The sequence below is a fragment of the Acinetobacter sp. YH01006 genome, from assembly GCF_013420445.1.
Classification (GTDB): Bacteria; Pseudomonadota; Gammaproteobacteria; order Pseudomonadales; family Moraxellaceae; genus Acinetobacter; species Acinetobacter pseudolwoffii.
The window spans coordinates 97,523-110,184 of record NZ_VOYB01000008.1 but is presented as its reverse complement, the minus strand read 5'-3'; the positions used below and the strand labels follow the sequence as shown (position 1 = coordinate 110,184).

11 protein-coding genes are annotated in these 12,662 nt (G+C 44.8%); 7 read left to right on the top strand and 4 right to left on the bottom strand.

Annotated features, from left to right (window positions below; all coding sequences use genetic code 11):
* Positions 1–98: 98 nt before the first annotated feature.
* From dut to FTT73_RS08940, 3 genes are all read right to left on the bottom strand, one after another.
* A complete protein-coding gene (dut, locus tag FTT73_RS08950) occupies positions 99–551 on the bottom strand; it encodes a dUTP diphosphatase (protein ID WP_005172331.1) in 453 nt (150 codons plus the stop codon).
* Positions 552–598: 47 nt separating this feature from the next.
* A complete protein-coding gene (locus tag FTT73_RS08945) occupies positions 599–2,638 on the bottom strand; it encodes a UvrD-helicase domain-containing protein (RefSeq protein ID WP_005096042.1) in 2,040 nt (679 codons plus the stop codon).
* A gap of 137 nt (positions 2,639–2,775) precedes the next feature.
* The gene (locus FTT73_RS08940; RefSeq protein WP_005096041.1) at positions 2,776–3,429 is read right to left on the bottom strand and encodes an OmpA family protein; all 654 of its coding nucleotides are present in this window, start codon (positions 3,427–3,429) and stop codon (positions 2,776–2,778) included.
* A gap of 253 nt (positions 3,430–3,682) precedes the next feature.
* On the opposite strand from FTT73_RS08940, the gene FTT73_RS08935 reads away from it, so the two are divergent.
* The 6 genes from FTT73_RS08935 to FTT73_RS08910 all read left to right on the top strand — a co-directional run bounded on the left by FTT73_RS08935 (position 3,683) and on the right by FTT73_RS08910 (position 8,275).
* On the top strand, positions 3,683–4,609 hold the full coding sequence (locus FTT73_RS08935) for an acyltransferase (RefSeq protein ID WP_005096040.1): 927 nt from the start codon (positions 3,683–3,685) through the stop codon (positions 4,607–4,609).
* An 18-nt stretch (positions 4,610–4,627) separates the two neighbouring features.
* Complete coding sequence (locus FTT73_RS08930) at positions 4,628–5,692, top strand: hypothetical protein (RefSeq protein ID WP_005172337.1); 1,065 nt, start codon at positions 4,628–4,630, stop codon at positions 5,690–5,692.
* Between the two features lie 159 nt (positions 5,693–5,851).
* Entirely contained in the window at positions 5,852–6,562 is a 711-nt protein-coding gene (minC, locus tag FTT73_RS08925) for a septum site-determining protein MinC (RefSeq protein ID WP_005096035.1), read from the top strand.
* 66 nt (positions 6,563–6,628) lie between these two features.
* Positions 6,629–7,441 carry a septum site-determining protein MinD gene (gene minD, locus FTT73_RS08920; protein WP_005096033.1) on the top strand — a complete coding sequence of 271 codons (813 nt, stop codon included), beginning with the start codon at positions 6,629–6,631 and terminating at the stop codon, positions 7,439–7,441.
* Between the two features lie 2 nt (positions 7,442–7,443).
* Positions 7,444–7,716 carry a cell division topological specificity factor MinE gene (gene minE, locus FTT73_RS08915; RefSeq protein ID WP_005096032.1) on the top strand — a complete coding sequence of 91 codons (273 nt, stop codon included), beginning with the start codon at positions 7,444–7,446 and terminating at the stop codon, positions 7,714–7,716.
* A gap of 271 nt (positions 7,717–7,987) precedes the next feature.
* The gene (locus FTT73_RS08910; protein WP_005096030.1) at positions 7,988–8,275 is read left to right on the top strand and encodes a PA4642 family protein; all 288 of its coding nucleotides are present in this window, start codon (positions 7,988–7,990) and stop codon (positions 8,273–8,275) included.
* Between the two features lie 64 nt (positions 8,276–8,339).
* Here FTT73_RS08910 and FTT73_RS08905 read toward each other — a convergent pair whose 3' ends face one another.
* Complete coding sequence (locus tag FTT73_RS08905) at positions 8,340–11,399, bottom strand: DNA translocase FtsK (RefSeq protein WP_180191299.1); 3,060 nt, start codon at positions 11,397–11,399, stop codon at positions 8,340–8,342.
* Positions 11,400–11,649: 250 nt separating this feature from the next.
* Here FTT73_RS08905 and trxB point away from each other — a divergent pair, with 250 nt between their 5' ends.
* A complete protein-coding gene (gene trxB, locus FTT73_RS08900) occupies positions 11,650–12,612 on the top strand; it encodes a thioredoxin-disulfide reductase (RefSeq protein WP_005172342.1) in 963 nt (320 codons plus the stop codon).
* Positions 12,613–12,662: the final 50 nt, after the last annotated feature.

The window sequence follows — 12,662 nt, the reverse complement described above, 5'->3', positions numbered from 1 at the left end:
TTTTAACTCCATTTTAAGCGTCACATTATGTTTAGGATTTACTTGTTCCATTTAAGAAATGACCTACATCCATTCATTGTTTGCAGGTCATCTTCTCTTTAGTTTTTACCGGTATGGCCAAAACCACCAGCACCACGCTCAGTGGCTTCAAATTCACTGACCAGATCAAATTCAGCTTGTACTACCGGCACCAGCACATATTGCGCCAAACGTTCACCCGGCTCCAGACTGAAAGCAGTCTGACTACGGTTCCAGACCGATACCATCAATTCACCCTGATAATCTGAATCGATGAGACCTACCAGATTACCCAGCACAATCCCGTGCTTATGACCTAAACCTGAACGTGGCAAAATCAGACCTGCAAAAGCAGGATCTTCGATATAAATCGCCAAGCCTGTTTTCACTAAAACGGTTTGACCCGGTTCAATCACTGTCGTTTCATGGACGCAGGCACGCAAGTCCAATCCTGCTGAACCTGTGGTGGCATAAGTCGGTAATGGCCATTCCTGACCGAGACGCGAGTCAAGGACTTTCACCTGAACTTTCATGTGTTCATTCCTGTTGTTGCATTTAAAATATGTATAAGCGTTGAAGTTTATCGTTTGATAAGATTGCGCAAATTATCCAGATAATGCTGCGCCTGTAATTTCGGATCGATATTACCCGCCAGCTTTTTCTTGCGACCTAACCATTCCAGTTCATCTTCCGGTAATTCATCCAGAAAACGGCTTGGAGTCATTTGCTTCATCTGTCCGCCAGCCTTGCGCTGTTCGGCCAAGGTAATGGTCAGACCCTGACGTGCACGGGTAATCCCGACATACATCAGGCGACGTTCCTCTTCAACCGTCTCCGCAGCAATCGAGTTCTTATGCGGCAGAATTTCTTCTTCCAGCCCGATCAGATAGACATAAGGGAACTCAAGCCCCTTAGAAGCATGTAAGGTTAACAAGTTGACTTTGTCAGTATCTTCTTCTTCCTGTTGCTGCTCCAGCATATCCAGCAGCACCATTTTACGAATCACGCTTTCAATATTTTTTTCATCGACATCTTCAGCGCGGTTAATCAGGCTTTGGATGCTGCTGTAAAGCACTTCAATATTGTCGAGCTTGGTTTTTTCCTGTGCCGGCGTGGCTGCAGTTTCCTTGATGTAATCGATATAACCTGCTTCAATCATCATCTGACGGATGATCGGTACCGGTTCATCATCATCAAGTAAATTGCGGGTAAAGCCCTCAATGAAGTCGGCAAACTCTGCCAACTGTGTGGTGGCCTTTTTCGGAATCGCCATGGTCAAACGCTGATCCGCTGCCGCAGCCAGCAGTGACAGGTTATTTTCCTGAGCAAAGAGACCCAGTTTTTCCAGTGTCACCGGCCCAATGGCACGTTTTGGCGTATTGATAATCCGTAGGAAAGCGCTGTCATCTTCAGGGTTAATGATCAGGCGTAAATAACTCATCATGTCCTTGATTTCGGCACGCGCGAAAAAAGATTGACCGCCAGACAATTTATACGGAATCTGCATCTGACGGAGATGGGTTTCTAAAATACGCGCCTGAAAATTGCCGCGATATAATACCGCATAATCTTTCCAGCTTTTCCCATTCATCAATTTATGCGTGATCAGGTCTTTGACCACGCGTTCTGCTTCATCATCATCATTACGGCAAGTAATCACCCGGATCACTTCACCATGGCCTTTGTCTGACCAGAGTTTTTTATCAAAAATATGCGGGTTATTGCCAATCACGGTGTTGGCTGCTTTAAGAATACGACTGGTCGAACGATAGTTCTGTTCCAGTTTAATCACTTTTAAATTCGGGAAATCTTGTTGCAGCAAGGCCATATTTTCCGGTTTGGCGCCACGCCAAGCATAGATGGACTGGTCATCATCGCCTACGGCGGTGAACTGCCCCATTACGCCAACCAGCAATTTCACCAGAATATACTGTGCAGTGTTGGTGTCCTGATATTCATCGACCAGCAAATAACGCACCCGGTTTTGCCATTTATCCCGTACTTCGGCATTTTCCTGTAGCAGACGTGTCGGCATCACGATCAGGTCATCAAAATCTACGGCATTATAGGCACGCAGATTACGTTCATAAAGCTGATATAAATGCGCAAACTGGACATCTTCGGCAGTTTCACAAGTGGTATGCGCCTGCTCGGGTGGAATCAGATCATTTTTCCAGTCCGAGATCATTTTCATGGCTTTGGCAATCAGTTCTTTGCTTTCTGCACCGGATAAATTGTCACGATGCATCAAATCCATCAGAATACGTTTGCAGTCGTCAGCATCCAGAATCGAAAAATTATTTTTAAGGGGGGTATGTTTCAGCTCCAGACGCAGCATATTCAGGCCAAAGGTATGGAAAGTCGAAACTGAAACGCCTTTACTTTCTTCACGGGTTAACAATTTGCTGACACGCTCTTTCATCTCACGTGCCGCTTTGTTGGTAAAGGTCATTGCAGTAATACGATGCGCAGGAATCCCGCAATGCTTGACAAGATATGCGATTTTTCGCGTGATCACTGAAGTCTTGCCTGAACCCGCTCCTGCAAGTACTAACAAGGGTCCTTGAGTGTATTTCATGGCTTCAAGTTGCTTGTCATTTAACTGACTGGCGAGTGACATATGGCTTCCTCTTCTAGATTCGGCTCCGATTATAGTCATCTCTGCCTCAGTTGCCTAATTTAAAATACGATTAATCAGGTCAATGTTCAGATATAAAAAAACCACCCGAAGGTGGTTTTTTTATATGCGTTTAAAGATTATTGAACAGCATATACCGCGATTTCTACACGACGGTTTTGTTCTTTACCCGCCGCAGTTGTATTGTCTGCGATCGGGTTGGCTGAACCTAAACCTTGAGCATTAATACGTGTACGTGAAACACCTTGACCTGATAAATAAGTTGCTACAGAGTTGGCACGTGCTTGAGACAACGGGATGTTGATTGAGTCATTACCGGTACTGTCTGTATAGCCAGTGACCAAAATACCGCTGTTGTTATCTTCGGTTAATACTTGAGCCACTTTGTTCAAAGTGCCATAGAAGTTTGGTTTGATGTTCGATTTGTTGGTATCAAATGTAATGCTACCTGGCATTACAAGGTTAATCGAACCATCTGCATTACGGTTAACATCTACGCCAGTTCCGGCTGTTGCTTGACGTAATTTTTTCTCTTTGTTATCAAGATACACACCCGCTGCACCACCAACAACAGCACCAATCGCTGCTGCACGGTTGTTTTGACGGCTGGTATTCGCATTACTTTTAGAAACACCGTAACCTGCTGCAGCACCAATTAAAGTACCTAAAGCAGCTTTATCATATTCCACACCACCGAGGTTATTACCAGTTGATTGACAACCTGTAAGTGCTACGGCCCCTGCTACAGCTGCTGAAATTACTAGTGCACGCATCGCATGACTCCTTATTGTATGCTTTGTTGTATAAGCGAAATAATGATTTAAATTGAACGGGATAACCATTGAATTTTTGTTAATAATAAATCGTTTCGCAATATTTTGTAATGTTTATATGTAACTAAAACAATGGACTTCATCACAATATCTTCATAGTTAGGCCTTTAGGCTTTTTTATTTACCTCACTCTCATTATATTATTCAAAATATGAAGAAATTTAAGCGATTAATCTCTGGGGACTGTTTTGATATGTCATCGAATAGCAATAAACAAGCAACTTTAAAAAAACTTACACGTGGCTTGGCTGTCACCTCAGTGATGACAGGCAGTACTTTTTTTCATGGCCCTCCGGTTCTGGCACTGGGTTTTACCAAGTTTTTTAAAAAATCTGCAAAAGTTGATGAAACCAATATCAAGATTACCAACAGCTGGTTAGGCGTCAATAATTGGCTGATTGACAATGTGCTCAACAATACCGAATGGCAAATAACAGTAGATGAATCACTTGATTTAAATATGCAGGGCCGTTATTTGATGACCTGTAATCATCAAAGCTGGGTCGATACCACCGTCAATCAGTACTTCGGCTTGACCCGTATGCCGCTGACGCGTTTTTTTACAAAATGGGAACTTATTTTTATTCCTTTTGTCGGTCAAGCCTTTAAAATTTTAGGTTTTCCGATGATGAAACGGCATAGCAAGGAACAGATTGCTAAAAATCCTGCGCTAAAATACCGCGATATGGAAGAAGCACGTAAAGCCTGTGAGCAGCTGATCAGTCAGCCCTTTACCCTGTTAAATTATCTGGAAGGCACGCGTTTTACCCAAGACAAGCATGATCAGCAGCAGTCTCCTTACAAATACTTACTTAAACCTAAGGCCGGTGGTCTGGCTTTGGCGCTGAGTATTCTCGGCGATAAAATTGATGCGCTGGTCGATATGACCATCGTTTATCCGGACGGTATTCCGGGTTATGGTGAATTTTGGTTAGGTGAAGTGCCACGAATTGCGGTAAATTTAAGAAAAATTGAGATTCCTGACTGGGTACTCGGTGGCAATTATGAAGATGATGCTGAATACCGTGCACGTTTCCAGAAATGGATTGATCAAATCTGGACTGAAAAAGATCAACTAATAGCGCAAATGCAGCAGAACTTTGACCAAAGCGCTGTCTGATTTTTTGCCTGAGTAACTATGAAGAACGACAACCCCGACATCACCTCTAGCTCATTTAAGTTTATTCGTAAAGGCACCTGGGGCTGGAAAGTTGCGCTGATTTACGACATTTTTATGATGGTCTTAATCATCATTAATCTATTTTGTCTCAGTGCCAACGCCATTTTAATGAGCGATTTTGGTCAATGGTTGTTTGACTTCATTCGTTTGCCGGAAATCTTGCAGTTTTATAAAAGTGATTTACGCCCTTGGGTGGTCATTACTGAGGGCTGGTTTACCACCTTCCTGATCTGTGAATTACTGGCACGTTGGGGCATTGCCATTGTTCAGCGCCATCATCGGCGCTGGTGGTTTTTTCCATTCGTACATTGGTATGAAATTCTCTCCATTATTCCACAACTGCGCTTTCTGCGTCTGTTACGTGCGGTCGCGATTGGCTATAACCTGCATAGTCACGGTTATAAAGTCATTCCCGAGCGCTGGTATCGTCAAGGCAATTTTTATTACAACATGCTCATGGAGGAGCTTTCCAGCCGTGTGGTGCTGACTGTACTGGACGGTATTAAGCGTGAACTCAGCACCAGTACATCACATAAAAAATTGATTGATGATTTGGTAGAACATCATCGTAAATTACTGGCAGTTGCCTTGGCAGACATCTTGCAGGAATCTTTGGGTAAAGAGTTGCAGGCACAACGTTCCATGATTGCTAAAAATGTCGGGCAAGTAGTCAATCAAGCCATTGAAGACACCCCGGAACTGACCCAGTTATTGCGATTAATTCCACTTGTCGGTAGCCGGATTGAACAACAAATTCAAAGTATTGGCCAACGTCTAGGGGAAAATATCACCCAAGGTCTGATTGATCCCTTTACTCATACCGGCCAAAAAGAAAATCCGACTTTTACCCTAATTTCAGATAAAATCAGCCAGATTCAGATTGAACATAATCCACATATTGATAAGTTGGTCGAATCGGCTGTTTTTGAAACACTTGAAGCGATCCAAAAACAGGTGAAAGTCAAACAGTGGCAACAGATTTTAGAAGAACATGAGCAAAATCAGCGCTCAATAGATAGATAACATTTAAAGTGCAGAACCAGATAAAATCATCCGGTTCTGTTCGCATAAAAAAATAACTGAGATCGCTAGAGAATTACGCCAATTTGTTCTAGGATTTGCACTATTTACAACATTGCTTCGACATAAAACCAGCAAGTCAGAAGTATTTAAGGAAGAATTATGGCTGATATACGGATAAAAGGCAGAATGGTCAATGCAATACGCATTAGCTTAGATACCAATGATCATGATGCCATCCGCCAGCAACTTAGCCCAAAATTACAAGCTGCATTCCCATCTGGCACTTTGGCCGTCATTGAAAGTTCAGTTGAACAGGAACTGATTGCTCTGATTCAGCTGTTAATCGACTTAGATGTACAGCCAATGGCCGTGACTGAGGGTTTACTGGGTGATCAGGCGCGTTCCATTCAGTTCCCGGTTCTGCCACCCGATCGCCAGTTAGAAGAAGTGAAAGCCACGAAAGAACAGGTGGTAGAAGTTAAGCCAGAAGCAGCGACAAGTGATGATCAGGCAGCTGCTGCCCCGATCGTTGCGCATGTGACCTCATATCATGATGAAATTCTGCGGACGGGCCAATGTATTGTGCAGCATAATGGCGACATTATTATCAATGCCGGCATCAACAGTGGTTCAGAACTGATTGCTTCAGGCAATATCCATGTGTATGGCAGCGCACGTGGTCGTGTCATTGCAGGTGTCGGGGGGAATACGGCAGCTCGTATTTTCTGTCACAGCCTTGAAGCAGAACTGATCTCGATTGCGGGAACCTATTGCGTAGCGGATGATATTCCCCCGCATGTCGTTAAGAAATCAGTGCATATTTACTTGAATGATCAACAAGAGCTTGTATTTGAAGCTCTACAATTTTAATGTATAAATAAATACCAAAAACCCCATTTTAAACAGGGGATTTGAACCATAACAGGAGTGGATTCGGTGGCGAAAATTGTTGTCGTAACGTCAGGCAAAGGTGGTGTAGGTAAAACTACAACAAGTGCATCTTTTGCAACAGGTTTAGCCCTACGCGGTCACAAAACTGTTGTGATCGATTTCGATGTAGGTTTACGTAACCTTGATTTGATTATGGGCTGTGAACGCCGTGTAGTTTATGATTTTGTGAATGTTTTAAATAACGAAGCACGATTACAGCAAGCACTGATTCGCGATAAAGATATTGAAAATTTATATATTTTACCTGCATCACAAACACGTGATAAAGATGCCTTAACAGATGAAGGTGTTGCTCGTGTAATGGATGAACTTTCGCAGGAATTTGATTACATTATCTGTGATTCACCTGCCGGTATTGAACGTGGTGCTATTTTGGCCATGTACCATGCTGATGAAGCCATCATTGTCACCAATCCTGAGATTTCATCAGTACGTGACTCTGACCGTATCATTGGCATGCTTGACAGTAAAACTAAAAAAGTAGAACAAAACGAAGGTCGCATTCGTAAGCATCTGTGTATTACCCGTTTCAACCCGGAACGTGCCGATAAACAGGAAATGCTGACGATTGACGATATTTCTAAAGATATTTTACGTGTACCGACCTTGGGCGTTATTCCTGAGTGTCCAAGTGTTTTACAGGCATCGAACGAAGGTAAGCCGGTGATTCTTTTTACTGAGGCTGCAGCAGGTCAGGCTTATGATGACCTCGTGGCACGTTTCCTTGGCGAAGAACGTCCTTACCGTCATATCGAGGTAAAACCTAAGGGCTGGTTAGCACGACTATTTGGAGCGTAGACATGGCAGGATTCTGGAGTAAACTTTTTAGTGGCGAGGATAAACCATCAAGCGCACGGACTGCTAAAGACCGTTTGAAGGTTATCGTTGCTTCCGAACAAGGCTTGGGTCGTCGCTTGAGCCAGGACAAAATTGATCAGATGAAGACAGAAATCATGCAAGTGGTCAATCGCTATGTACGTGGTGTCGATGAGCAGCATATTCAAATGTCGGTACGTTCTGAAGCCAATATTGAAATGCTTGAGATGAATATCAATTTACCTGAAGAACGATAATCTGATTTTTGATTGGTCAAGCAAATTGATTCAAGGCAAAATATGAGGCCGGATTAGTAAATACTGCTTTACCCGGCCGCAAGTCGAGAAGCTAGGCTTTGAGTGGACTGGATCAGTAAATTAAAGCACGGCTTTTAAGGATTTACTCAATCCCAAGACTAGAAACAATGCTTCTAGTCGACAGAGTCAGCTCAAAAGACACTGTCTCTTGCTCATACAAATTTTGCCTTTTTTCATGCCGAAAAAACTACATTAGATTAAGGAAATTGCGATGGCATTATCTCAACCAGCGACCTTTAACGAAGAATGGTCAGATGAGCGTGTATTTGCCTACCTGAATCAGCTTCCTCCTGCAGGTGTAAATGCTGACTTTCATGTGCTTTATCATGCTTTCAAGCATATGCGTCCATTTGATTATGAACGCCTGTTGACGAAATTTGTCGCTGATGGCCGTGATGTCAATGCAACCAATCCTGAAGGGCAACGCATTCATGACGTGATTGCCACCTTCCCGCGTCAAAGTGCCGAGTTCTTGGCGGTATTGGCGAAGTTTGCCTGATTTTAGCTACCGTATTAAAAAAGCCTGCAATTGCAGGCTTTTTTATGGTTCAGCATAGAGAAACTTAAACCAGAATCTCGCGTTTACCATTGGCACCCATGCCACTGACAATACCGTTCTCTTCCATCTGGTCAATGATCCGCGCAGCACGGTTATACCCCAGACTAAATTTACGCTGTAGCGAAGAGGTTGAAGCCTTACGGGTTTCGAGTACAAATGCTACGCACTGATCATACAGTGCATCTCGATCTGGGCCACCCTCTCCACCCTCTTCAAAACCGCGACTTGATGGTTCCTCATCATACGGCGTCAGGATTTCATCGACATAATTGGGCGCACCACGTTCACGCCATGCATCACAAATCCGGTTCACTTCATCATCGGCAATAAAGGCGCCATGCACACGCTCAGGCTCAATTTTACCAGGCCCCAGGAAGAGCATATCACCATGACCGAGCAAGTCTTCTGCACCGCCTGCATCCAGAATAGTACGTGAGTCAATTTTTGAGTTGACACGCAGTGCCACACGGGTCGGAATATTGGCTTTGATTAAACCGGTGATCACATCCACCGATGGACGCTGAGTGGCAAGCAGCAAGTGAATACCGGCCGCACGGGATTTTTGTGCCAGACGCGTAATCATTTCTTCAGCTTTTTTACCGACCTGCATGATCATGTCAGCAAATTCATCCGCGACAATCACAATCGAAGGCAACGGCGTTAAACGCGGTGCACGCTCACCCACCACTGAATCACTGGCCTTCCAGGTTGGATCGATCAGGTCTTCACCATTGGCAATCGCTTCTTCGACCTTGCGGTTATAGTCACTGAGTTTACGAATTTTCAGGAAAGACATCAGTTTATAGCGACGTTCCATTTCATTGACACACCAATTTAATGCGTTGACTGCATCTTTCATATCGGTGACGACAGGCGTCAATAAATGTGGAATATCATTATAGTTGGCCAGTTCCAGCTGCTTTGGATCGATTAGAATCAAACGCAACTGTTCAGGGCTGTATTTGAGCAACATCGATAGAATCATCGAGTTGACTGCCACCGACTTACCTGAACCCGTGGTACCCGCCACCAGCATATGCGGTGCCTTGCCCAAGTCAGCAATTACCGGATTACCGGAAATATCCTTACCCATTGCCATCGAAAGAATGCTGTTCGGATCAGTGAAGGCTGGAATGGTCAGAAGCTCGATCAAACGTACCATTTCACGGCTGCTGTTCGGCACTTCAATCCCGATATACGGTTTACCGGGAATCACTTCAACCACACGTACCGATGCCATCGACATCGAGCGTGCCAAATCTCGGGAAATATTAGTGACTTTAGAGGCCTTCACACCCGGCGCCAGATCCAGTTCAAAACGTGTCACCACTGGGCCCGGCTGTGCTTCAACCACCTTGGCTTTGACATTGAATTCCTGCAGCTTGATTTCAAGCAGTTCAGATAAACGCGACAATTGTTCTTCAGTGAAATTCACTTTTTTATTCGGATCGACTTCATCCAGCAGGTCGAGACCCGGAAGAGGCGATAAATCTTTACGGCGCTCAGCCACCTGCATCGCACGTGACATCGGACGGCCTGAAGCATCAGTTAAAGGTGCATCAAAATCAAACTCGTCTTCATCTTGTGGTTTTCCAGCCGTTTCTTGCCAGGCTTCTACAAATTCTTCTTTAGATAAAGCCTCGCGTACTGCGGCATGAGTTGCAGAAGAATCAGATACCGGTTGTGCTATAACTTGATGCTGAATCGGGGCCTGTACAAAAGCAGAAGATTGCGCATAGTTAGAGCTGCGTACCGGTTGGCTTGGTCTTGGCTCATCTTCTTCAATCAGCAAATCACCCAGGTCATCCAGATCGGCTTGCAATGCACTATTTTTGACTGCATGTGCTGTTGCGACAGATGCCAGAACCGGCGCCGCGCTTGTAACTTCTTCGGCAAAGCTCTGGGGGTTTGCAGCAGGCGCAGCATTAAATGGACTATGCACATCTGTCGCCGTTTTCCCTTGTGGAACGGCAGCCAGAAGTTCATCAAAGATTTCATCATCATCCCAGTCCAGCCCAGTATGCGTAGCAGGCGCTGTTCTGGCTTGAACATGTTGAGACGGCACAGCTTGAGAAACCGCCAAGTGTGAGGCTGGAGCACTATGCTGCTCTTCTTCGGCAGCTTTAAGTAATGCATCAATATCCTGTTTATGGCGCTGATCTTCACTGGAATGTAAGGCACGCCATACTTCGCCTGTTGCCACGACGCGGTCTGGCTGTTGCGGCACTTGCGGTGCTTGCTTCAATGTCTCGACTGGCTCAGGAGCCTGCTGTACAGCCTCAGGAATATCGTCATGTAACTGTGGCTGCTGCGATTCTTTATCAGCAAAATCATCAAATAAGCGTTCAGCAACCTGATCACGCACTACCGGATCGATGTCTACCAGTTCATGCTCAGGTGCAGGGGTTACTGCGACCATTTTCTTCGCAGCATTCACTGGCTCTTTTTTAACCACAGGCGCAGTCCGGTCAAAATCGGACATACCTTCAGGGATATTGCGATAGAACAGATCCTGTAAATAAGCCGGTGTTGCTTTGAGACTGCTCCAGGTCTTGTTCCACTTCACCCCAAAGGCCAGTGTAAATAACATCACCCAAAATACCAACAGGAAGAATGCAGCACCATATACCGTCAGCAACTGTTCTAAACTCTGGCCTAATTCATAGCCAATAATACCGCCGGAAGAGTTATCCAGCGTATCGGCAGGCACTTGCCAGAATAAAAACAGCAGTGCTGACGTGGTCAATAACAGGAAGAATTGCGCAGCATAGCGGAATGGCCGGTTCAGGAAGCTACGTGGCCACCAGACCTGAACCGCTTCCATAAACAGATAGACAGGAATCAGCAGGCTTGCCCAACCGAGAAAGCCAAACAAAAGGTCTGCAATCCAGGCACCCGCAACCCCACTGGCATTCGAAACGGTCTGCGTATCACTAGAGATATGCATCCATCCCGGATCAAATGGCGTATAGGTCACTGTTGCAAGAAACAGATAAATCCCAAATGAGACTAAAAATAATGTCATTACTAAGCGCTGTGCATAGGCACTCGACACCGCTGTCATATACTGTCCTGTAACCAATTCTTCATGAATATTCTTTTGCTTCAATGCTTGAAAAAAGCGACGCAATAAAAGGCATATTATGCACCTGTTCTGTGAAAAAAGATGCACTATTGTGCAAGCACACTGTGTACTTATTATATATAGCCCAAATCGATTTCAATGATCAATAATATCGACTTTAATCTCACCCCACTGTTATACAGTTTCACGTATAATTCAATAAATTTCTAAATAAAAAAGGATACAGCTGATGAGCGCACGTCACTCACGACTGATTATTTTAGGTTCTGGCCCCGCAGGCTACAGCGCAGCAGTCTATGCAGCGCGTGCAAACCTAAAACCAACCCTCATTGCCGGTTTGCAACTGGGCGGCCAATTGACCACGACCACGGACGTGGATAACTGGCCAGGTGATCCTGAAGGCTTAACCGGTCCAGCATTGATGGAGCGTATGCAGGCGCATGCAGAGCGCTTTGGCACTGAAATCGTGTATGACCATATCAATGAAGTAGATCTAAACCAGCGCCCTTTCGTATTGAAAGGCGATATGGACGAATTTACCTGTGATGCTTTAATCATCTGTACCGGTGCAACAGCTCAATATTTAGGTCTTGAATCTGAAGCTGCCTTTATGGGTCAAGGCGTCAGCGCTTGCGCCACTTGTGATGGTTTCTTCTACAAAAACCAGAAAGTCATGGTTGTGGGTGGTGGTAACACCGCTGTTGAAGAAGCCTTATACTTATCCAATATCGCTTCGCATGTGACTCTGGTTCATCGCCGTGATTCATTACGTTCTGAAAAAATCTTGCAAGATCATTTATTTGCTAAAGAAAAAGAAGGCAAGATCAGCATTATCTGGAACCATCAGGTCGATGAAGTTTTAGGGGATGCACAATCTGGTGTGACCTCAGTACGTATCAAGTCGACCCAGGATGACTCTACTCAAAACGTCGATGTAACGGGTATGTTTGTTGCCATTGGCCATAAGCCAAACAGTTCAATGTTTGACGGTCAGTTGCAGCTGCGCGACGGTTATATTCAGGTGCAAAGTGGTACTGCGGGTAATGCAACCCAAACTTCGGTACCGGGCGTATTTGCTGCGGGCGATATTGCTGACAGCATTTACCGTCAGGCCATTACTTCTGCAGGTTCAGGCTGTATGGCTGCACTCGATGCAGAAAAATATCTTGATGCGATGGGCAAACTAGACTAAGCAGCAAGAATAAAAATGCCGTCCATTATGGGCGGCTTTTTTATTGCTAG